General features: G+C 47.9%; 22 protein-coding genes. 10 read left to right on the forward strand and 12 right to left on the reverse strand.

Annotation, left to right across the window (positions count from 1 at the left end; translation table 11 throughout):
- Window positions 1-79 precede the first annotated feature (79 nt).
- The 3 genes from MHM95_RS04755 to MHM95_RS04765 all read right to left on the reverse strand — a co-directional run bounded on the left by MHM95_RS04755 (window position 80) and on the right by MHM95_RS04765 (window position 2,010).
- Window positions 80-583, reverse strand: coding sequence for a YcgN family cysteine cluster protein (locus tag MHM95_RS04755; protein WP_022946853.1), 504 nt, complete (start codon window positions 581-583; stop codon window positions 80-82).
- A gap of 64 nt (window positions 584-647) precedes the next feature.
- Window positions 648-1,652 carry a lytic murein transglycosylase gene (locus tag MHM95_RS04760; RefSeq protein WP_239384922.1) on the reverse strand — a complete coding sequence of 335 codons (1,005 nt, stop codon included), beginning with the start codon at window positions 1,650-1,652 and terminating at the stop codon, window positions 648-650.
- A gap of 76 nt (window positions 1,653-1,728) precedes the next feature.
- The gene (locus tag MHM95_RS04765) at window positions 1,729-2,010 is read right to left on the reverse strand and encodes a YcgL domain-containing protein (protein ID WP_022946851.1); all 282 of its coding nucleotides are present in this window, start codon (window positions 2,008-2,010) and stop codon (window positions 1,729-1,731) included.
- Between the two features lie 178 nt (window positions 2,011-2,188).
- On the opposite strand from MHM95_RS04765, the gene minC reads away from it, so the two are divergent.
- The 3 genes from minC to minE are packed head-to-tail and all read left to right on the forward strand — an operon-like array spanning window position 2,189 to window position 3,967.
- Window positions 2,189-2,890, forward strand: a complete 702-nt coding sequence (gene minC, locus MHM95_RS04770; protein ID WP_045979988.1) for a septum site-determining protein MinC — start codon at window positions 2,189-2,191, stop codon at window positions 2,888-2,890.
- 5 nt (window positions 2,891-2,895) lie between these two features.
- Window positions 2,896-3,705, forward strand: a complete 810-nt coding sequence (minD, locus tag MHM95_RS04775) for a septum site-determining protein MinD (protein ID WP_022946849.1) — start codon at window positions 2,896-2,898, stop codon at window positions 3,703-3,705.
- 1 nt (window position 3,706) lies between these two features.
- Window positions 3,707-3,967 carry a cell division topological specificity factor MinE gene (gene minE, locus MHM95_RS04780; protein WP_022946848.1) on the forward strand — a complete coding sequence of 87 codons (261 nt, stop codon included), beginning with the start codon at window positions 3,707-3,709 and terminating at the stop codon, window positions 3,965-3,967.
- 28 nt (window positions 3,968-3,995) lie between these two features.
- Here the strand turns inward: minE and MHM95_RS04785 are convergent, their stop codons facing one another.
- The 4 genes from MHM95_RS04785 to MHM95_RS04800 form a co-directional block, all read right to left on the reverse strand.
- Window positions 3,996-4,322: a hypothetical protein gene (locus tag MHM95_RS04785; RefSeq protein WP_239384499.1), complete on the reverse strand. Its 327-nt coding sequence runs from the start codon at window positions 4,320-4,322 to the stop codon at window positions 3,996-3,998.
- Window positions 4,323-4,339: 17 nt separating this feature from the next.
- Window positions 4,340-5,482 carry a ribonuclease D gene (rnd, locus tag MHM95_RS04790; RefSeq protein WP_239384501.1) on the reverse strand — a complete coding sequence of 381 codons (1,143 nt, stop codon included), beginning with the start codon at window positions 5,480-5,482 and terminating at the stop codon, window positions 4,340-4,342.
- Window positions 5,483-5,532: 50 nt separating this feature from the next.
- The gene (fadD, locus tag MHM95_RS04795) at window positions 5,533-7,191 is read right to left on the reverse strand and encodes a long-chain-fatty-acid--CoA ligase FadD (protein ID WP_239384503.1); all 1,659 of its coding nucleotides are present in this window, start codon (window positions 7,189-7,191) and stop codon (window positions 5,533-5,535) included.
- 248 nt (window positions 7,192-7,439) lie between these two features.
- The gene (locus MHM95_RS04800; RefSeq protein WP_239384505.1) at window positions 7,440-8,303 is read right to left on the reverse strand and encodes an alpha/beta hydrolase; all 864 of its coding nucleotides are present in this window, start codon (window positions 8,301-8,303) and stop codon (window positions 7,440-7,442) included.
- 81 nt (window positions 8,304-8,384) lie between these two features.
- On the opposite strand from MHM95_RS04800, the gene MHM95_RS04805 reads away from it, so the two are divergent.
- Window positions 8,385-9,677, forward strand: coding sequence for an alkaline phosphatase (locus tag MHM95_RS04805; RefSeq protein ID WP_239384507.1), 1,293 nt, complete (start codon window positions 8,385-8,387; stop codon window positions 9,675-9,677).
- Window positions 9,678-9,806: 129 nt separating this feature from the next.
- Here the strand turns inward: MHM95_RS04805 and MHM95_RS04810 are convergent, their stop codons facing one another.
- The 4 genes from MHM95_RS04810 to MHM95_RS04825 all read right to left on the reverse strand — a co-directional run bounded on the left by MHM95_RS04810 (window position 9,807) and on the right by MHM95_RS04825 (window position 14,883).
- The gene (locus MHM95_RS04810) at window positions 9,807-11,825 is read right to left on the reverse strand and encodes an EAL domain-containing protein (RefSeq protein WP_239384509.1); all 2,019 of its coding nucleotides are present in this window, start codon (window positions 11,823-11,825) and stop codon (window positions 9,807-9,809) included.
- Window positions 11,826-11,915: 90 nt separating this feature from the next.
- Window positions 11,916-12,212 carry a hypothetical protein gene (locus MHM95_RS04815; RefSeq protein WP_151174199.1) on the reverse strand — a complete coding sequence of 99 codons (297 nt, stop codon included), beginning with the start codon at window positions 12,210-12,212 and terminating at the stop codon, window positions 11,916-11,918.
- A gap of 65 nt (window positions 12,213-12,277) precedes the next feature.
- Entirely contained in the window at window positions 12,278-12,964 is a 687-nt protein-coding gene (tsaB, locus tag MHM95_RS04820) for a tRNA (adenosine(37)-N6)-threonylcarbamoyltransferase complex dimerization subunit type 1 TsaB (protein ID WP_151174198.1), read from the reverse strand.
- 2 nt (window positions 12,965-12,966) lie between these two features.
- Window positions 12,967-14,883 (reverse strand): ATP-dependent DNA helicase, encoded by a 1,917-nt coding sequence (locus MHM95_RS04825; protein WP_239384923.1) that lies wholly within the window; start codon window positions 14,881-14,883, stop codon window positions 12,967-12,969.
- Window positions 14,884-15,014: 131 nt separating this feature from the next.
- Here MHM95_RS04825 and MHM95_RS04830 point away from each other — a divergent pair, with 131 nt between their 5' ends.
- Window positions 15,015-15,416: a hypothetical protein gene (locus MHM95_RS04830; RefSeq protein ID WP_022946838.1), complete on the forward strand. Its 402-nt coding sequence runs from the start codon at window positions 15,015-15,017 to the stop codon at window positions 15,414-15,416.
- 3 nt (window positions 15,417-15,419) lie between these two features.
- Here the strand turns inward: MHM95_RS04830 and MHM95_RS04835 are convergent, their stop codons facing one another.
- Complete coding sequence (locus tag MHM95_RS04835) at window positions 15,420-15,635, reverse strand: hypothetical protein (RefSeq protein WP_022946837.1); 216 nt, start codon at window positions 15,633-15,635, stop codon at window positions 15,420-15,422.
- Window positions 15,636-15,983: 348 nt separating this feature from the next.
- Between MHM95_RS04835 and hisG the strand changes: the two genes are divergently transcribed.
- The 5 genes from hisG to hisH are packed head-to-tail and all read left to right on the forward strand — an operon-like array spanning window position 15,984 to window position 20,905.
- Window positions 15,984-16,883, forward strand: a complete 900-nt coding sequence (gene hisG / locus MHM95_RS04840; RefSeq protein ID WP_045979979.1) for an ATP phosphoribosyltransferase — start codon at window positions 15,984-15,986, stop codon at window positions 16,881-16,883.
- 5 nt (window positions 16,884-16,888) lie between these two features.
- Window positions 16,889-18,184: a histidinol dehydrogenase gene (hisD, locus tag MHM95_RS04845; protein ID WP_239384511.1), complete on the forward strand. Its 1,296-nt coding sequence runs from the start codon at window positions 16,889-16,891 to the stop codon at window positions 18,182-18,184.
- Entirely contained in the window at window positions 18,181-19,260 is a 1,080-nt protein-coding gene (gene hisC, locus MHM95_RS04850; protein WP_053909409.1) for a histidinol-phosphate transaminase, read from the forward strand. The genes hisD and hisC overlap by 4 nt, the downstream gene beginning before the upstream one ends.
- Complete coding sequence (gene hisB, locus MHM95_RS04855) at window positions 19,257-20,318, forward strand: bifunctional histidinol-phosphatase/imidazoleglycerol-phosphate dehydratase HisB (RefSeq protein ID WP_239384513.1); 1,062 nt, start codon at window positions 19,257-19,259, stop codon at window positions 20,316-20,318. The genes hisC and hisB overlap by 4 nt, the downstream gene beginning before the upstream one ends.
- The gene (hisH, locus tag MHM95_RS04860) at window positions 20,315-20,905 is read left to right on the forward strand and encodes an imidazole glycerol phosphate synthase subunit HisH (protein WP_045979975.1); all 591 of its coding nucleotides are present in this window, start codon (window positions 20,315-20,317) and stop codon (window positions 20,903-20,905) included. Before hisB ends, hisH begins: the two co-directional genes overlap by 4 nt.

A 20,905-nucleotide genomic window follows, 5' to 3' on the forward strand; every position in this document is an offset into this window, starting at 1 on the left:
ACTGGGCCCGAACAGGCGTTATCACCACTGAGGGTGAGCGCTTGCGCTCAGCTTTCATCACCGCTTTGAGTCTAAAGGATTAATCGCAGTCGTTTTGTGGCCATTGAGCGATATGGTCTTCGAAGTACTCGAGATCAACATCACAGTCTTTCACTGTTTTGTTGCGTACGCTGATCCCGGCGCTGTGCATTTTCGACTTTTTGCCCTTATTAAGTAGCGGGTGCCAACTGGCCAAGCCACGACCCTCTTGCAGTCGTCGATAACTGCAACTGTTAGGCATAAAGAAGATATCGTCGATGTTGTCTTTGGTGAGCTTCACACATGAAGGAACTAAGCGCTGGCGGTTTGCATACTCGGTGCAATTGCAGGTTTTGTTATCCAAATACTGACACACAATGTTGGTATAGATAAGCTGCTCGCCGGGGCGCAGCTCGGTAGTGGCAGCGAAGTCTTCTTGTTGTTCTTCGTCGCTGTCAATAAAGGTATTTAAACAGCATTTACCACAGCCATCACAAATCGCTTCCCACTCTTGGTCACTCATCTGTGCCAACGACTTGGTCTGCCAAAACTTATCTTCTAACATAAAAACGCCCCTTTGAACCGGGGCGTAGTGTAGCAAATTAGCGTGTTGCCACGCCAGTGTGAAGTTACTCCACCGGCGGGTAACCGATGCGGTCGGATAAATAGCCGACACTGGTGGCGAAATAATATGAACGGTTCCAGTTCATTAGTGCTTTATAATTATCGTAGGCTAAATACATACGCCCATCGACATTATCTGGCATCACCATCGCCGCTGTGATATCACGTTGCGGTAAGTCGCTGCCATCCATGCGTCGCACACCGAGTGCTTGCCACTGCGCTAAACTGCGCTCGGACTCACGCCAGTACTGCAACCATTGCTTATGGCTGCGGGTACCGCGCTGCAATATAGCGTTGCTGTCAAAATCCTCGGGTAATTTTACCTGTCGTCCCCAGGTCAGCGAGTCATTCCAGCCCACGCTTTTTAAGTAATTAGCAATGGAGGCGAACGCGTCTTCCTCGGTGGTCCAGATATCCTTGCGGCCATCGCCGTTGTAGTCTAAGGCATAGGCATTAAAGGAGCTTGGCATAAACTGTGTTTGCCCCATAGCCCCGGCCCAAGAACCCTTGAAATGTTCAAGGTCGATATGGCCGTCTTTAAGAATATCTAACGCCGCCCAAAGTTGGCGTTTATATAGCGCCTCGCGGCGGCCATCGTAAGCCAGTGTCACTAAACTTGAGATCACTGGGTGGCCACCTTGAATGCGACCAAAGTTACTTTCTAACCCCCACAACGCAACGATAAAGCGGGCTTGCACGCCAAATTTATCAGCCACTTCTTCCAGTGTCTGTTTATGCTCTTTATAGAGTTTACGGGCGCGGTCTATTTTCCATTGCGGCACCCGTTTTGGTAGATAAGTCTCTAAGGTTTCTTTGACCTCAGGCTGATTTTTATCGGCGCTGATCACCTTAGGCTTAAACTCTATAGTGGCAAACGCTGAATCAATTAAGGCTGCGTCATAGCCTTTTTCCAGCGCTTCGGAGCGCAGTTTTTTAACATAGGCATCAAACTGCGCCTGTTGTTGTTCAACACTTGCTACCTGCGAGTTTGCCAGAGACGGAAAAGTAATTGTTGCTGCGCCAGCCACACATAAGGTGGATAAGGCAACAGGCTTGAAGGCGCTGGCTATATACTTGCTGATGGTGTTAATCACGCTCTACTCCATTTTGCTGTCTTAATTCGTCCAACATATTCTCAGTTGGCGGTGGTAGTTGCAAATAGAACCCGTTGTCGCTTAATTCAGCCTTAACCTTGTCAATATCAGCAAGCGCCAAGCGCTCTTTTGTTGCTAAATTAATCAACATCACAAATTCAGGCGACCCAAAACTGTCCATCAGCGGCTCAGGAACATCGTCAAAATGGTCACGTTTGGGTACATATAAATAGGTATCTGCTTTTTTCTTGCTCTTGTATATGGCACACAGCATCTTAAGGCCTTTAAATTGTTGCGAAACACACCTTGACACTATACCATGAGAGCTAATCTATGTGGTAAGTTTAGTGGCCAAAGCTCAACGCTCATCACTGTTTGCGACTGCCAAGTTAAAATGGCAGCGCCACAGATAAGCGATAACAAATAATTCGGCCACACGAATACGAGCGCTTATGTCGGAACAATTATTCGAATTAAAAGGGAATCTCTTCACGTTATCCGTGTTGCGGTTATTAACACCGGATCTTGCAGCCTTATCTGAACAGCTTGATGCTAAAATAGCGCAAGCTCCGAAGTTTTTCGCAGGCGCGCCCATCGTTATCAATCTTGAAGCAATCCAAGATGCAACGCTTGATTTCACCCAGCTAAGAGACACATTAAAACGCCTTGCTTTTAACCCGGTTGGGGTATGCAGTGGCAGTGATAGTCAACATAGCAGTGCAAAAGAAGCCGGCTTGTCGGTGCTTAACTACGCCAAAGACGCACAACAAAGCCAGCAAAAAGCCCCTTCTCCACAAGCTACAGCCAAAGTAGAAAATGAACCAACCTTGGTTGTAGAAGGCACCGTGCGTTCAGGTCAGCAGGTGTATGCTAAAGGACGTGATTTGATTGTCTTGGGCTCTGTCAGCCATGGCGCCGAGGTCATTGCTGACGGACATGTTCATATTTATGGCACTTTGCGAGGCCGTGCTATTGCCGGTGCGCAAGGTGACGCAAACGCCACAATCTTCTGCCAAAAACTTGAAGCCGAACTTGTTTCAGTCAATGGCAGCTATTGGATCAGTGATTCGTTACAAGGGGACTTATGGGGCCAGCCAGCCCAAGTTCGCCAACGCGATGACTCACTTTATTTATCAGCTTTGGTTAAAGGATAAAACACATGGCAAAAATTATTGTCGTTACTTCAGGTAAAGGTGGCGTTGGTAAAACAACTTCAAGCGCCGCAATCGGCACAGGCCTTGCCCTTAAAGGCTTTAAAACGGCGATCATTGACTTTGACATTGGCCTGCGCAACCTTGATTTAATCATGGGCTGTGAGCGCCGCGTGGTCTATGATTTTGTCAATGTGATCAATGGTGAAGCAAACCTCAACCAAGCGCTTATTAAAGACAAGCGTGTTGATAAGCTGTTTTTGCTCCCCGCTTCGCAAACTCGCGACAAAGACGCGTTAACCAAAGAAGGTGTCGAAAAAGTCCTCAATGAAATGAAAGAGAGCTTTGACTATATTGTGTGTGACTCGCCAGCGGGTATTGAAGCCGGTGCGATGATGGCCCTATATTTTGCAGATGAAGCCATTGTAACCACCAACCCTGAGGTATCATCAGTACGCGATTCGGACCGTATCCTAGGTATTTTACAGAGCAAATCACGTCGTGCAGAGGAAGGTTTAGAGCCGGTAAAAGAGCATTTGCTGCTTACCCGTTATAATCCAGAGCGCGTACAAAAAGGTGAAATGCTTTCGGTTGAAGACGTTAACGAAATTTTGGCTATTGATTTGTTGGGTGTTATCCCAGAGTCACAAGCGGTGCTTAATGCCTCAAACCAAGGTCAGCCTGTGGTATTGGACGCTGAGTCGGATGCCGGTCAAGCCTATTTAGATGCCATCAACCGTCTACTCGGTGAGCAAATTGAATTCCGCTTCTTGGACGTTGAGAAGCGTGGTCTATTCAAACGGATTTTTGGAGGATAAGGTGTCATTACTAGATTATTTTCGTTCGCAGAAAAAATCCAGCGCATCGCTGGCTAAAGAGCGGCTGCAAATTATCGTCGCTCATGAGCGCTCACAGCGCGGCACGCCCGATTACTTGCCGCAGCTAAAACAAGACATCCTTGAAGTGATCCGTAAATACGTGGCCATTGATGCCGAAGCAGTGCAAGTGCAGCTAGAGCAAAATGAAGACGACTTAGCGGTATTAGAGCTCAATGTCACGCTACCTGATGACGAAAAATAACGTATCAGTGCAAATCACAAGAAAGAGGCTAAGTTAGCCTCTTTTTTTTATCCTTGTCTCTTTTTGCACGCAGACTGACCCAGTTCCAGATAATCGCTATCAGCAACAGCAAAGGCCAAGGGATGAGTAAGGCGTGGCTGTATTGCGCGGCGTTGATAAGCCCGACAATGATGATGCCCACACTCACTGCCAAGGCGATTATAAACGTAACCCATAAGCTGACTAAAACGCGGTCCAACGGCTTAGAGAGGGTCGGTGCATTCTCGGCGCAGGCCATGAACATCATCGCCATCGCAGCAAAGAACCCAATAAATATTTGCCCAATAAGCAATAGCACTAGCAACCACGTAGGCATAAGGAACTCAGTTATCGTCACTCGTTGGAAGTAAGCACCCAATCAGCAAGTGCTTCGCGTACATAATCAAAACGCCAAGGTTGTAGTAAATCAGGCGCTAATAGCTGCTCGCGTTCCTGCTCGTCGTACTTCCAATGCCAACTAATAAGTTGATTAATTTGTTTTTTACTGGCAAATACGTCGGCAGGTATACCGGTTTGCTTGGCAACGGTGGCTATCTTTTGCTTAATGTCTTTAGCCGTTTGTTTGTAGCCGCGATAATCCATTAATCGCGTTACGCGACTAGGAAGGCTTTGCTCAGGCACCGCTTTACCCCGCTCGATGCAAGCGAGGATTTCTTTACCAGAACGATTCACTTCCATCGGCTCGACGCCAGGAATATTACGCATACTATTGAGTGAGCTTGGCCGACGCTTGGCGATCTCTACCATATTGGCTTCTTTCAACACGAAATTAAGCGCTAAATTCTTTCGTTGTGCCTTTTGTCGGCGCCACATGGCCAGCTCTTTGAGTATCGCGAGATCCCGTGGCGCTAACTGCCAAGCCCCTTTCACCTCGCGGTATAACTGCTCATCGGGTATTTGATGGGCGCGCTTTTTCGACAACAACTGCGACTCTGCAATCACCAAATCAAACCACCCCTGAGCCCTTATCTGTGTCACTAATTCGTTATAGCAAGGCAATAGATGCGCAACATCAGCGGCGGCGTAGGCTAATTGGCTTTCTCTTAACGGCCGTTGTAGCCAATTGGTTCGCGACTCGCTTTTATCAATCTCTATATTAAGGCGTGAATTCACCATCGCTGCAAACCCCACGCAGTTCCCCTGCCCTAACAATTGCAATGCAAACTGGGTATCGAAAAGCGGCGCTGGCACAAAGCCGGCAAAGTTTTGGAAAACTTCGATGTCCTCAGAGGGGGAATGCAGCACTTTTAACACATGTTCGCATTTAAGTAACTGCCAAAGTTGGGTGAAATCAAGAGGCTGTAACGGGTCAATAAGACCAAGATGCTGACCATCAAAAATTTGCAGGAGTGCGATTTCGGGATAAAGCGTGCGCCGACGCATAAATTCAGTGTCTATTGCCAAGGTCTCAGCCTGACTAATAGCATTAACAAAGCTATCTAGTTCAGTCTGTTCAGTGATTAACTGGTAATCCACTTATACTCCTTAAAAAACAAACCGGCGATTGCCGGTTTGTTTGTTTATTCTTATTCGTCTTTAAGTGCGCGTCTGAGTATTTTACCGACGTTGGTTTTCGGTAATTCCTCTCTAAACTCAACTAATTTAGGCACTTTGTAATTGGTCAGGTTTTCGCGGCAATGCTTAATGATGTCTTGCTCACTAATGGCTGCATCCTTTTTCACCACGAACAATTTAACTTGCTCACCACTGACGTCATGAGGGACGCCTACAGCGGCGACTTCAAGCACGCCATCCATTGATGCGACCACTTCTTCTATTTCGTTCGGGAACACGTTAAAACCGGATACCAGAATCATATCCTTTTTCCGATCAACAATATAGAAAAAACCTTGGTCATCGTAAGTGGCAATATCACCGGTGGCAAACCAGCCGTCGCGCAGGCACTCTGCAGTAGCATCAGGGCGATTGTAGTAACCTTTCATTACCTGAGGGCCTTTAACCCAGAGTTCACCGGGCTCGCCAGCGGGTGCTTCTTGGCCATCTTCAAGCATCAATTTGATGTCTGTGCTCGGTGCCGGCAAACCGATAGAGCCGTTGTAGCCTTCCAAGTCATATGGGCAAACTGTAACCAACGGCGCACACTCAGTAAGACCGTAGCCTTCCACCAAACGCGTACCAGTTACTTTCTGCCAGCGTTCAGCAACTGGACGCTGGACCGCCATACCACCACCGAGCGACATTTTTAAGTTGGAAAAGTCTACGTCGGCGAAACCATCGGTATTAAGAAGACCATTAAATAAGGTGTTTACCCCAGTCATAACGGTGAATTTATTGTCTTTCAACTCTTTTACAAAGCCTTTCATGTCGCGTGGGTTGGTAATGAGTAGATTCAACCCACCATACTTCATAAAGGTTAAGCAGTTCGCCGTCAGTGCAAAGATGTGATACAGCGGCAGCGCCGTAACCACGATTTCTTTGCCTTTATCTAAAATATTATCGAGACAACCGGATACCTGTTCTAAGTTGCCCACCATGTTACCGTGGGTAAGCATGGCGCCTTTAGACACCCCAGTTGTACCACCTGTGTATTGTAAAAACGCGAGGTCGTCTAAGGTAATCTCTGGGCGAGTATAACGGCTGGCGTCACCGTTTTTTAACACATCCGTGAAAGCAATGGGGTTTGGCAGCTCAAAGCTCGGTACCATCTTTTTGATATGCTTAACAACGAAGTTGACCAGATGCTTTTTAAGGCCGCCCACCATGTCACCCACTTGGGTTACCACTATGTGTTTAACATTGGTTTTACCCAGTGCTTTTTCCAAGGTGTGAGCAAAGTTGGCAAGAATAAAAATGGCATCCGCTTCGGAGTCATTTAGCTGATGCTCTAGTTCACGCGCAGTATAAAGAGGGTTAACGTTAACAACCACGCACCCTGCCCGTAAAATACCGAGTATGGATACCGGTGTTTGCAATAAGTTGGGCATCATTACTGCCACTTTTGCACCTGGCTTTAAGCCCAGATCATTATTTATGTAGGACGCAACTTTCTTAGTTGCTTGGTCTAGCTCAGCATAGCTTAGCGTAACCCCCATATTTTTGAATGCAGGTAGTTGGGCGTAATCCGCAAAACTTTTCTCGAATAATGACAGTAAAGAGTCGTAATGAGCGGGATCGATGGTCTCTGGGCAACCTTTTGGATATCGCTTTAGCCAGATTTTTTCCACACTAAGCTCCTATTAATTTGTTCTTATAATGATTTGTCTTAGCAGTCATAAGTTTGGCAAATAGTAAGCACGACACTTAACCAATGCCCATATAGTTCGCTGTAGAGTGATAAACATTGCCACGCTTTTAGCAGGCTTGAGAGTTCATCGCCACAACAGTACTAACCTTAATCTAAGTTGCTATCTTTCACAATTGAGCAATTGCTCTAAATTGCTTTGATATTCCCACATTTATCGCAAAGTTACAATTATTCTGCGCTATTTTGATGCAAGTGCGCACCAATAAGGCGCGCGCATTGTTTCGGGCTTTGCATATGGCAATGATGGCCACCATCGACTGTATGTGTAACTAAGTCGTTGTAGCACTTACTAAATTCCTGCTCATTTTGGTGCACCATGGAATAACCTTGCGCCCCCTTTATCAATAAGGTGGGTACTTTTATAGGTGTTAACAAAGCATGCGCTTGCGCTTTAGTGTAGCGAAAAGCGGAATAATGCTTTAATCGTGGATCTGTTGTTAACATCACACCTCGCTCTTTTTTAACAATATTACGCGCCATTAGTTGCCGCGCGATATCAATATTGAAATCACTGACGGCCTCGCGGCGCTCATAGAGCTGTTCGGCACTTTCATAAATCACCCCTTTCTTTGCGCGGGCTCGGTGTTTAAGCGCCTGAATCAATACATTTTTAGTCTCAGGCTCCTCTGCGGTGACCAGGCCAATCCCTTCAATGAGAGAAAGTGAGGTAATACGCTCTGGAAAACACGCGCAGTACAATGAAGCCACCATAGCGCCGAGGGAGTGTCCGATGATGTGCACATATTTGGCCTTGCAACGCGTCACAAGTTGATGAAGGTCATCAACATAATCAATAAAATAATAATGTGCGTCTTGGCCTCGCCACTGCGATAAACCGTGTCCGGGCCAATCAATTGCATAAACCGGTAAATCCTTACCTAAGGCAGACATTAAAGGCAAAAAACTGTTGCTGTTATCCTGCCATCCATGCACGGCGATCACCACGGTGTCAGTGTTATTTGCGATTGCCAACTCTGTGTTGCTTTGTCCTTGCAGCCGAAGATGGCGCAGTTTGACCGAAAAACTAGGCACTTGAACTCCTTTTTGCCGCATTGCGGTTTATTTATTGATTTGTGGGTTTAAAATGTTGCCAAGCCACAACAGGACTAAATTATGAAACGCACTCTAACATTCGCTTCGATGATCTGCGCAAGTTTTTTTGCCAACGCAGAGCAAGCAGCACCTAAGAACATTATTTATATGATTGGCGATGGTATGGGCCCTGCCTACACCAGCGCTTATCGCTACTACGTTGATGATAAAAACACTAAGGTGGTAGAGCCCACCGTATTCGATTCCATCCTCGTGGGCATGGCACACACTTATCCTGATGACGATACCATCGTCACTGACAGCGCGGCTGGCGCAACGGCTCTGTCCACTGCAACGAAAAGCTACAATGGCGCCATCGCTGTGGATACTCACAAGCATGATCTTAAAACGATGCTTGAGATAGCCAAAGAACGCAAAATGACGACCGCGCTTGTCGCCACATCGCAAATCAACCATGCGACCCCCGCAAGCTTTGCTGCACATAACGAGTCTCGCCGTAACTACGATGACATAGCCAATGATTTCTTCGATAATAAAATCAATGGCGCTCTGCCAGTGGATTTAATGCTTGGTGGGGGTACACAGTACTTTATTCGCGAAGATAGAAACTTAGTGAATGAGTTTATCGCTCAAGGCTATCAATACAGCGATAACCTCAGTCAATTAGAACAATTACAGCAAATTCCAGCCCTGGGTCTGTATGCCGCTAAAGGTTTGCCATTTGCCCTCGATGGAGAGAGTAAACGATTAACGAAAATGACCGATAAAGCACTGTCGCTACTCGCAGCCAATGAGAATCCGTTCTTTGTAATGATCGAAGGCAGTCAAATAGACTGGTGCGGCCATGCCAATGATATTGCTTGTGCGATGGCAGAAATGGACGATTTCGCCCATGCCATTGATAAAGCCAAAGCCTATGTTGATGCCCACCCAGACACACTGTTGGTGATCACAGCCGATCACTCCACCGGTGGCTTGACCATAGGTGCCAATGGCCAATACTTGTGGCATGCCGATGTGGTTAAAGGCGTTACGGCTACAGCGGGTGTCATTGCTGAGCGATTGCTGGCGAGCGACGATATGGCCACCGTATGGCAACAAACCACAGCATTGGAATTTACCGAAGCACGTAAGGTTTTACTTACCCAAGCGAAGAATGTGGGTGAAGATGCGCTGGTCATGACTGTTAAAAAGTTAATCAATGAAGCAAGTTTTACCGGATGGACCACCTCTGGTCATACTGCTATTGATGTTCCTGTGTTTGCCTATGGCAACGGCGCAGAACAATTTATAGGGTCGCAAAACAACACTGACATCGCACAAAAGCTAATTAACTTTATTAACAATAAATAACATTGTTGATCTTATTGTAATCATGCGTTAATGTTTTATTGCTTGTTAACATAGTTTAACAACCCTACTGAAAACTGAAGACTCAAAAGCCGCTCTTGGAGCGGCTTTTTTATTGCTTTAAATCACAGCTTAAGAGCTACTGTATCTGCGCATCGCCTGTTCAAGCGTGAGTGGCATGTCAAAATAATAGCCTTGCATCAGATTCACAGGGAGCGTTGCTATGTAGTCAACGTGAAATGGCGACTCCACCCCCTCAGCGACAACACTAAACCCTAACTTGTTACAAAGCTGTGACATATTTTCATATAAATAGGTGGCCTTGTCTTCGGCGTTAACCGGAAGCAAGCTGCGGTCAAACTTAATGGTATCGACATTTAGCTTACTTAAAATATTTAAACATGAGTAGCCGGTACCAAAATCATCTACCGCACATAAAATCTGAGCGGCGCGCAATTTATCGACGATTTCTTTGGTGCGTTCAAAATTGTTATTGTAGGACGACTCAAGAATCTCAACCTCAACTTGCCCAGGAAACTTGGAGAACGCCTTGAGCACGCGGCGATAACGACGGTTAATCAAATTATCAGGAGAAATATTAAAACTAATTTTAGGGCTCATCTGATGGCGCTGAAACTGCAATAAGTCAAGCTCTAACTGATCAATCACAAAACTGTCCACCACATCCATCATCTCAAAGCGCTCAAGCACGTCAATAAACCACGGAGCTTTGATTTGACCGTCCGCTTGCTTTAAGCGTAGTAGCGCTTCGAAGCCAATGATTTTATGCGTGGTGTTATCGACTTTGGGCTGGTAGTACAAACACAGAGTGCCTTCTTTGAGGGCACTGATCACCTTATGTAGCTGGCGCTGGTCTGCAAACTGCGCGGTGTTGCGCTTTGCGAATTGCGCTTCGACGTGGCGCTCAAGTTGCCGTCCTGCGCTGACTCGTTTCACTAAAATATCGAGCTCACGCCCACTAATATTATGGGCACTATTGGCACGTACAAAGGGTAAATAAACAAGCGTATTGATAGCCACCAATCCCGCTTGCAGTGCCACGCCAATAAAGCCACCAGTTAATAAGTAGCCGCTCAATAGCACCGGAGTGAACCAGGGTATCGAATCAATATTGCTTAGGGGTAAAGCGCCGCTTTGTAGTAGCGCATAGGCAATAGCTGCATTTACCAATGGACAAAGTAAAAAAGGAATAATGAAAAATGGATTAAACACCACAGGCACTGCATACATCATTATTTCACTGATATTGAAAAATGAAAATGGCGCGCTTAGTTTAGCAATCTGGCTTTCATGACTTTGTTTTCCTTGTAATAAACAAGCGATTAGCAGACCCCAAATGCCACCACTGCCGCCTAAAGCCACAAAGGTCGATAAGAAGCTGTAGTTATCTAGGCCAGGCACCACTTCGTAACCTGTGAGTTCTGCTGAGGCAAGTATGTGATAAGTGTTATCGCCATGAATACCAAAGAGCCAAAACACGTGGCTAAATATAATTTGCGACATTAACTGCTGCCATTGGCTCCAATCGCTGTGACTTGCGCTTAACCACGACAAGCAAGCGGCCAATCCAGAGTCAAAATAAGGAAATAAAACAAAGGTTACAAAAACGGTCAGCACGTATGGCAGCATTAAATTGAGATGCTTGACCAAAAACAAGCTGACATTGCCCACGGACATAATTCTAAGCCAACGTAAGCTCAATGCAGAGCGCAACAGGTAGCAACAAAATATCGGCATAAGAATGGTGTACAGCACACCGGCGCGATTATTTATACCCACCCCACCGCTATCGAGCGCGTAGATATAGCCTGTAGCGACACAAAAACAAGTAAGCACTAAAATCGGTGCGGCGAAGGTATTTAACTTGAGGTTCTTCGCTAAATAGTAACTAAATGACAGCAATGTCGTTATCGGAAATAACGTCCATATTAGGTTATTGAAAGAATGCAAATAGGCATAAGGCCCCTGTAAATGCTCGTAGCCAAGCCAGTGAGTCACCAAAGAAACTAGCGCCGCCATAATAAAGAATGGGATGAGGGCTATGTACCCTTCTCGCAGCGAGAGAATAACGGTGTTGGCCGCTAACTTGGCAGCGCCGCGAGCAAGTACATCAAATACGCGGTGAAGCACGAGTTAATCAACTTTTATTATTATTTTCTAAGAGCAGTTAAGTTAACGTTAATAAGAGGTAATGTCCATAATTTAAAAACGTCGCTCAGGTTATGCGTAGACACTCACGCTAAGCATGGACTGCACTTCTTGGCGACGCTCTAAAAACGCGTATTCTTTATACGTGGCAATCGCATTACTCGTGCGGGTATTGGCAGGTTGGTCGTAAATGGTCTGACGATATAGGGCATCCGCTAAGCGACGACCTTGACTGGAGTCTTTAACAGACGACGCGGGCTGCTCTAGAGCCGGTTTTTCTTGAGCGCGTCCATCTCCGACAGGCTGTTGATTTCTTTTCAGTTCCAGCGCTGGGTTAGTCGTGAGTGAATTGACCGTACGTATCGTCATACCAATAATATATAAAAATCTAGCGACTTATTGAGTGTGATATAAACAGCGAGTTTGCGCAATGTTTATTCGCGTCCGGGTAATTTCTTCCACGTAACCGTGTCACGAACATACACCGGCTGCGCTTCACTGGCACTGTGCTGTTGGCCTTGTGCGAATTGCTCTGCCACCAGCGCCAGCATAAACTGACTATTCGGTAAGGTAATATGCTCATCAACGCTAATGCCGGCTACTGAGTGAGCTAAATCAGGGTAACTTTGCCACCCGGTGCCAACGGCAAGGGCCGCATCAAAAGGGACTGCGAGTGCTTCGGGCTTCACCACCTGCTGCGTGCCGACCAGCGTGGCAAGGCCATTGATATTCTCAAAAGCCCCCACATAAAGCTCACCCATACGCGCATCAATGGCCGACACTACTTGGTTTACACCACGTTGCTCTATCGCTTGCTGCGCCATCATGGCCAGCGAAGAGATACCGACAACGGGCTTTTGCGCTGAAAATGCGAGCCCTTGAGCCACCGAGACGCTGATGCGCACGCCGGTGAAGCTACCTGGTCCTTCGCAATAGCCGATAACGTCCACCTCTTTTAGCGCGCAATTGGCCTTGGCAAGTAGCGTGTCTATTTCAGTTAAAATACGTTGGCTGTGCTGCTGTGGACAGACATCAAAGAAACAATATTGCTGTCCTTGGTGGGTTAAGGCGATAGAAAGCGCTTCTGTGGAAGCATCGATGGCTAAAATGGTGTTGGTCATGGTTAATCTATTGCTGCTAAAAAGGCGTTTACTTCATTCATATCACGGCTACGACGCATATTCGGCAAGCTTTTTAGAAAGACTTGGCCGTAGTCGCGGGTGATCACTCTGTTATCACATAATACTAAAACACCGCGATCTTGGCTATCACGGATCAGCCGGCCAACCCCCTGCTTGAGCGCTATAACCGCTCTTGGCAGTTGAATCTGCGCAAACGGTTCGCCGCCACTTTGCTCACAGTCCTGCATTCTTGCTTGTAATAATGGGTCGTCGGGGGCCACAAAAGGCAGTTTATCTATCACCACGCAGCTCAGCGCGCTGCCACGCACATCTACCCCTTCCCAAAATGACGCGGTGCCCATTAATACCGCATTGCCATGACGAGTAAAGCGCTCAAGCAACAAGCGCTTGGACATTTGCCCTTGCACAAACACTGGATAGTCCATCTGTTGGCATAATACCTCAGCGACCATGTGCATGACACGATAGGAAGTAAAGAGCAAAAAACAGCGCCCTTTTGCGGCGCGGATAACTTGCTGACAAATGCTCACCAGCGCCCTTGGCATGGCATCGGAATTAGCCTCAGGTAGATAGCGAGGTAAACAAAGCAGTGCCTGATGTTGATAGTCAAAAGGACTGGCCAGCATCAATGTACGCGAAGGAGATAAACCCAGCGCATCACTAAAGTGTTGTAAGCTGTCATTGACCGATAATGTCGCAGAAGTAAAGACGAAACCCGCCTCTCGCTCGCTGAGCATCTCTTTGAATTTGGCCGCTATGTTCAACGGGGTAATGTGAATGGTTAAATGGTAGCGAGTGGCTTCATACCAGTAACTATAGCCACGCACTGACACATCAAAAGCGCGATCGAGTTGGCCTTTCAATGTCATCAAGCGCTCTAACATCGGCTCCACCAATTCACTGCGCTCTAAGCATAACTTAAGCACTTGGTTTAAAAATGCTAAGTCTTTATTAACACGGTGAATCGCGTCACACAGGGCTTTATCAGTCAGCGCTTTTCGCCAGTCTCCGCGCCCGCCGTCACTGCCAAAGGCCAAACGCATGTCCTTGGTTGCCGATTCTAATTTGTCCAGCGTCTTACCCAGTTGCAACATATCACGTAATTCGCTGCGATAAAGCATTCGCGCGTCGGTGATAAAAGCGAGAATCTTCTTCGTCGATATTGTTTCGCCAAAGTAGTCACTGGCAATATCGGCCAATTGATGAGCCTCATCAAAAATATAGCCATCGGCCCCAGGTAACAACTCGGCAAAACCACTGTCTTTCACCGCCATATCAGCAAAGAATAAGTGATGGTTAATGACGACGATATCGGCATCTGCGGCGCGTTGACGGGCTTTACGAATGAAACAACTGTCGAAATCAGGGCACTCGCGCCCAAGGCAGTTATCAGCAGTGGAAGTGACGTATGGCAGAACCTTGGCATCATCTTCGATGCCCACGCAATCGGCAATATCGCCACTGCGTGTTTGTGCTGCAAACTTTGCCACCATGGCTAACTGATGCATGATATCGGCGTCGTCACTTGGAACATGAGCAACATGTTGATTAAGGCGATAATGGCACACATAATTAGCGCGCCCTTTTAATAGAGCTTTCTTTTTAGCACTGCCCAAGGCTTTGTAGACAGTGGGTAAATCGCGGTGATAGAGCTGTTCTTGTAACGCCTTTGAGCCCGTGGAGATAATATATTTGCCTTTGTTCACCAACGCAGGAAGCAAGTAAGCAAAGGTTTTACCGGTGCCGGTTTCTGCTTCAACAATCGCTTGTTGAGAATGCTTTAATGCCGAGTTACACACCTGCGCCATATCTATTTGCGCTTGGCGAGGTTGGTAGCCTTTCAGTGCGAGAGCCAAAGGCCCGGTTTGCGAGAATAACTGCTCGATGGTCATGAATATTGCGCTCGGTGGACAGGCGCACATGATAACGAAAAAATCAGTTGCTACCAACAGGCCAATATTATGTTGTCATTTTGGCAACGCTCGGTTAATATTCTGGCGCTAAAACAACCCTCTAAAAGGACTTAACAATGAAACAATTAGTCGTTGTCTCTGCCGTTGTCGCCGCTGCACTTCTCAGTGGCTGTAAATCGACCCCACCGCGCGTTGCCCAAGATAAAACGGTTTCAGTAAACGGCACCGATTATGTATTCGGTGGTGTATACAATGTCGATAAAAATAAATTAGAGCTTAGTATTAATGGCGACCCAGCGATGAAGGGCAGTTTCCCTCCATATACGCCTACGTTGAATATGAGTACCAAGTACAAAGGCGAGGAGTTTTCCAGCTACTGCTACTTCGGTTCGGTACTTCAGGAGCAAGGCGGTGCTTTTGGCGCTATTGCCGGGGTGATCCAAGGCTCCAATAATAAATCGGGTGACAAGTGTGAGATTAAAGTAGCTGGTGAAATCAAAGAGCACCTTTACTTCTAAGCACTAGGCCCAGGTATCGAGGTGAGGCGATGAGTCCTTGCCTTTTTTCTTTTGCGTGTCTTCAACAAATGTTTCCTGCCCACGCGTTTCCTTGTCTTGTTTGCGCTCGTTGCGCACCTTCGCAACTTTGTTATCTTTAACACCGGCAACGTGAAAAGCGCCATTGTGGTGCACTTCTAGGCGCGTTATCCGCCCTAAAAAAGGGATCATAACATCCATACCGCTTTCCTTTTATCAACACTAACAAAGTAGTTGTACCTATAGACTATTATCGGCCGTTATACCTTATACTTTAATTTTTGTAAAAAAGTAGTTGCACTGCTTATAAGAACTATGATTATCTATGTGCGTAGTCAACAAACAACGCAAACACACTAAAGAGCATACGACCATGACAACGATTCTGATAACTATTCATCATCATCACCACAGCACCGAATAGCCTGTCAGGTCTTTCGCTGGGGGGTTATTCCTAAAAGGAACCTCTGGCGACGATATAGCAAGATTCATTTTCGCCCCGAGGTTTCCCCTCGGGGTTTTTAGTTTTATCTATTAAGGAAATGAATTATGAGCAACAACAAACGTTTACGTATCGCAATCCAAAAGTCAGGGCGTCTTTCCAAAGATTGCCAAAACCTGCTGAAGCAACTTGGCGTTAAACTTAATCTGCGTGAGCAGCGCTTAATTGCTCACGCCACCAACATGCCTATCGACGTGCTGCGGGTACGTGATGACGATATCCCTGGTTTAGTTATGGATGGCGTATGCGATTTGGGTATCGTAGGCGAGAACGTGCTCGAAGAGGTGCAAGCCGAACGCCGCAACAGCAGCGCCAGCTTTGCCGTTAAGAAACTGGCAAAATTAGACTTCGGTTACTGTCGTCTTGCGTTAGCCTGGCCCCAGGAGCTCGGCGCACAAGACAAGCAGTGGTTCAACGGCAAACGTATCGCCACCACCTACCCTGAAATCCTAAGCCAGTACCTAGAGCGTGAGAACATTGACGCCAGTGTAGTTATGCTCACCGGCTCGGTCGAGGTTGCGCCGCGTGCTGGACTGGCTGATGCTATCTGTGACTTGGTATCGACCGGTGCCACCCTAGAGGCCAACGGCCTGATGCAAGGCGACACTATTTTAGAGTCCAATGCCTGCCTAATCCAAAATCAAGAGCTCGCTGATGACGATAAGCTGGCGCTAATCGACAAGCTGATGCCGCGCCTACGTGGTGTTAAACAAGCGAAGGAAAGCAAATACATCATGATGCACGCGCCAAAGGCCAAACTTGATGATATCTGCGCTTTACTTCCGGGGACCGGACAACCCACCTTGCTTGCACTCGCTGGCAGCGATGATTACGTGGCCCTGCACATGGTTAGCAGCGAAACACTGTTTTGGGAAACCATGGAGTCGCTCAAGGCCCTCGGCGCTAACTCTATCTTAGTCATGCCCATTGAAAAGATGATGGAGTAATTAGCATGATTGTGTGGAACTCTTTGAGCGGCGAACAACAGCAGGCGCTATTACAGCGCCCAGGGGTTGCTGCTGCCGATCATGTGCGCCCCATCTGTGAAGACATTATGGCCAAGGTGCAACAACAAGGTGATAGCGCACTCAAAGCCATTGCCGCAAAGCTTGATAAGCGCTCGACTGAGGCGGAAATTTTATGTCCACAACAGGATATCATCGATGCCCAGCAACAGTTGAGCGAAGAACTAAAAGCGGCTATTGAGCAAGCGTACACCAACATCAAACGCTTTCACCAAGCGCAACAACCGAAGTCAATCAGCCTGAGTACGCAACCGGGCGTTTCTTGTGAGTTGCGCTATGAGGCCATTGACGCGGTGGGCATTTATGTACCCGGCGGCAGTGCGCCGCTGCCCTCTTCGGTGCTAATGCAAGGGGTGTTGGCACAGCTCAGTGGTGCCAGCACCGTGGTATTGGCCACCCCGGTCAAAGGCGATGAGCAAGTACACCCGGCTATTCGCTATGCTGCCAAGCTATGCGGCATCACGCAAATCATGCAAATTGGCGGAGCGGCAGCGATAGCGGCAATGGCCTTTGGCAGTGAATCTATCCCGCAAGTGAATAAAATTTTTGGCCCGGGCAATGCGTATGTCACCATGGCCAAACAGCTCGCTGCACAACAGGTGCCTGGTCTTGCCATCGACATGCCTGCCGGCCCCTCTGAAGTGCTGATTATTGCCGATAGCCGCGCCAATGGTGAATACGTTGCCGCCGATTTGCTGTCGCAGGCCGAGCATGGTCCGGACTCACAAGTCATTTTGCTCAGTGACAGCGATGAGGTCATTGCCGCCACTGAGCGTGCCTTAGAGCGACAGCTGGCCACCCTGAGTCGCGCCGATATTGCCCGTCAGGCGCTTGCACACTCGGCGCTAATTAAAGTGAGAGATATTGACCAAGCGGTGCGCATCTCGAATCTTTACGGCCCCGAGCACTTAATTTTGCAACTTGGCGACAGCACCCCGTACCTAAACAACATAAAGAATGTTGGCTCCATCTTTGTCGGCGATTATACCCCTGAATCTGCCGGTGACTATGCGTCGGGCACCAACCATGTGTTACCGACCTATGGTTATTCAAAAGTATATTCGAGCCTTAGCTTGCTCGATTTTTACCGCACCTACACGGTGCAAACAGTGACTAAAAATGGTCTTATTGATTTGGCCAACGCCATTATACCAATTGCCGAAGCTGAAGGCTTGGATGCACATGCCAATGCAGTTCGCGTACGTTTAGGAGCGTCCTCATGACTACAGAGTTATTACCGGATAATATCGCCGCATTGAAGGCGTACAGCTCGGCAAAAAGTGAAAAGCTCAGCGGCACTACGTGGCTCAACGCCAACGAAAGCCCGTATAGCAAAGCCTATAACGTCAGCGCATCCAATTTGAATCGCTATCCCGACCCACAGCCGCCAGCGGTGATTGAGGCCTATGCCCGCTACAGCGAGCTGCAACCTGAGCAAGTGTTAATGACCCGAGGGGCTGACGAGGGTATTGAACTCCTGATGCGCACCTACTGCCAAAGCGGAGTTGACAGTATTGCGCTGTTTACGCCCACCTATGGCATGTATAAAGTCAGCGCCGACACCCATAACATCGGCATTAATGAGCTTAGCCAAGCACAACTACAACAAGCCAGTGCCAGCGAGCTCAGCGAGTTAGTCGGTGCTGCTAAGCTGGTGTTTATTTGTAACCCCAACAACCCCACCGGCGCTCTTATCAGCGTTGACAAAATCGCCGAATTGGCACAGCGTTTAGCCAAGCGTGCCATTGTTGTGGTCGATGAAGCCTACATTGAGTTCTGCTATCAGCACAGTGCCGCGCAGCTCATTAAAACAAACGCCAATATCGTGGTGCTGCGCACCCTTTCCAAGGCCTTTGCTTTAGCGGGGCTGCGTACCGGTTTTACCTTGGCGCAGCAAGATACCTTAGCACCGCTGCGCAAAGTGATTGCTCCCTACCCCGTCGCCACAGTTATCGCTGACATTGCTGAACAAGCCGTAAGTAGTGCCAACATCATTTCCATGCGCCGACAAGTGAGTATTCTCAATACCTTGAAGGCCCAGCTAGTCGATTGGCTGCAAAGCAGCGCGGCGATTAGCCAAGTACTCACTGGCGAGGGAAATTTTGTCACCCTCCAGCTCAGAGATAAAGCCGCGATTGGCCTGGCCTATGAGCGCGGCTTGGTAATGCGCCCTTTTACCTTGTTTGGTGAGGATAATTGGCTACGTATTTCCATTGGCAATGAACAAGAGTTAAATGAAGTAAAAGCCTGGCTGGACAGCTTAACCAGCCCAGCGCCAACAACCAAGGAACCACAATGAGCAACCCGTATTTATTCATTGACCGTGATGGCACTCTGATTGAGGAGCCGAGCAGCGATAAACAAGTCGACTCACTGGAAAAGCTTAAGCTGCTACCGGATGTTATTGTGGCGTTATTAGCGCTGCAAAATGCCGGCTATCGGTTAGTCATGGTATCGAACCAAGATGGCCTAGGAACTGAGAGCTTCCCACAAGCAGATTTCAGTCTGCCCCATAACGCTATGATGGAGATTTTTAGCTCGCAAGGTATCCACTTTGACGAGGTATTAATTTGTCCTCACTTCGATAGCGATAATTGCAACTGTCGTAAACCGAAAACCGGTTTACTGACGCAGCTGATGCGCTCAGGTAAAGTGGATCTGAATCGCTCTTATGTGATTGGCGACCGCCAGACCGATCTCGGGTTGGCAGAAAACCTGTGTATACGCGGTATTCTTTATAACAATAATTGGCCGCAGATTGTCACCGAGCTGACCAGCGCTAATCGCAGCGGTGCGGTATCGCGTGATACCAAAGAAACGCAAATCTCCGTGGCCGTCAATCTAGATAGTAACGCCCAAGGCACTATCAGCACTGGGCTTGGTTTCTTCGACCATATGTTGGAGCAAATTCGTACCCACGCCAATATCGCTTTGGATATTAACGCCAGTGGCGACTTACACATTGATGAGCACCACCTAGTGGAAGATGTCGGCATTGCCCTTGGTCAAGCGCTGCGCCAAGCCCTCGGCACGAAATCACAAATTGCTCGCTACGGCTTTGCTCTGCCGATGGATGAGTGCAAAGCCGAGGCGCAAATTGACCTTTCTGGTCGTGCATCGTTCGTGCTGAATGCCGACTTTAGCCGCGATAAAGTCGGTGATTTGGATGTGCAAATGGTCGAGCACTTCTTCAAAAGTCTCAGTGACAATGCCGCGATTTCGCTGATTTTGTCTGTTTCACCGGGCAATTGCCACCACCAGGTGGAGGGGCTGTTCAAGGCCTTCTCTCGGGCCCTGCGCATGGCCATCGCCCTTGATAGCTCTCAGCAAATGGCAAGCTCAAAGGGGGTGTTATGATTGCCATCATTAATACCGGCTGCGCCAACATTAATTCGGTGCGCTTCGCCTTTGAGCGCTTAGGGCAAGATGTCGAAGTGATCACCTCCCCGGAGCAGTTGGCCACATTTGAGCGCGCAGTGTTACCGGGTGTCGGCCACGCCAAGGTAGCAATGCAGCGCCTAAAGCAAGGCGGCTGGCAGCAAGCGATCAGCGAGTTTCAGCGGCCACTGCTTGGCATTTGCTTAGGCATGCAAATGCAGTGTGACTATACCGATGAGGGAGATACGCCGTGTTTAGGGGTTATTCCTGGGCACGTTAGTGAGCTGCAGGTGGGTACGCTCAGTGCACCGCATATGGGCTGGAATCGCCTGCACATCGAGCGTGAACACCCGTTAACTAAAGGGGTACGCAGCGACGACCAAGTGTATTTTGTACATAGCTTTGCCCATGCCTGTAATCAGGCGACCTTGGCCTCAAGTGAATACGGACAACAGTTTTCCGCCATTGTCGCCGACAATAACTTTGCCGGCATGCAGTTTCACCCTGAGCGCAGCGCAAAAGTCGGCGCCCGGTTATTGCAGAACTTCATTGATTGGCAAGTCTAA

The sequence above is a fragment of the Pseudoalteromonas sp. CnMc7-15 genome (genome assembly GCF_022347925.1).
GTDB classification, from domain to species: Bacteria; Pseudomonadota; Gammaproteobacteria; order Enterobacterales; family Alteromonadaceae; genus Pseudoalteromonas; species Pseudoalteromonas ruthenica.

Excerpts from the sequence above, each read along its gene's own strand:
- minC (WP_045979988.1), top strand. The coding sequence starts at position 2,189 with ATGTCGGAACAATTATTCGAATTAAAAGGGAATCTCTTCACGTTATCC.
- minD (WP_022946849.1), top strand. The coding sequence starts at position 2,896 with ATGGCAAAAATTATTGTCGTTACTTCAGGTAAAGGTGGCGTTGGTAAA.
- MHM95_RS04830 (WP_022946838.1), top strand. The coding sequence starts at position 15,015 with ATGAAACAATTAGTCGTTGTCTCTGCCGTTGTCGCCGCTGCACTTCTC.
- MHM95_RS04765 (WP_022946851.1), bottom strand. The coding sequence starts at position 2,010 with ATGCTGTGTGCCATATACAAGAGCAAGAAAAAAGCAGATACCTATTTA.
- hisH (WP_045979975.1), top strand. The coding sequence starts at position 20,315 with ATGATTGCCATCATTAATACCGGCTGCGCCAACATTAATTCGGTGCGC.
- hisD (WP_239384511.1), top strand. The coding sequence starts at position 16,889 with ATGATTGTGTGGAACTCTTTGAGCGGCGAACAACAGCAGGCGCTATTA.
- MHM95_RS04815 (WP_151174199.1), bottom strand. The coding sequence starts at position 12,212 with ATGACGATACGTACGGTCAATTCACTCACGACTAACCCAGCGCTGGAA.
- hisG (WP_045979979.1), top strand. The coding sequence starts at position 15,984 with ATGAGCAACAACAAACGTTTACGTATCGCAATCCAAAAGTCAGGGCGT.
- hisB (WP_239384513.1), top strand. The coding sequence starts at position 19,257 with ATGAGCAACCCGTATTTATTCATTGACCGTGATGGCACTCTGATTGAG.
- MHM95_RS04755 (WP_022946853.1), bottom strand. The coding sequence starts at position 583 with ATGTTAGAAGATAAGTTTTGGCAGACCAAGTCGTTGGCACAGATGAGT.
- hisC (WP_053909409.1), top strand. The coding sequence starts at position 18,181 with ATGACTACAGAGTTATTACCGGATAATATCGCCGCATTGAAGGCGTAC.
- MHM95_RS04835 (WP_022946837.1), bottom strand. The coding sequence starts at position 15,635 with ATGGATGTTATGATCCCTTTTTTAGGGCGGATAACGCGCCTAGAAGTG.
- tsaB (WP_151174198.1), bottom strand. The coding sequence starts at position 12,964 with ATGACCAACACCATTTTAGCCATCGATGCTTCCACAGAAGCGCTTTCT.
- MHM95_RS04785 (WP_239384499.1), bottom strand. The coding sequence starts at position 4,322 with ATGCCTACGTGGTTGCTAGTGCTATTGCTTATTGGGCAAATATTTATT.
- MHM95_RS04805 (WP_239384507.1), top strand. The coding sequence starts at position 8,385 with ATGAAACGCACTCTAACATTCGCTTCGATGATCTGCGCAAGTTTTTTT.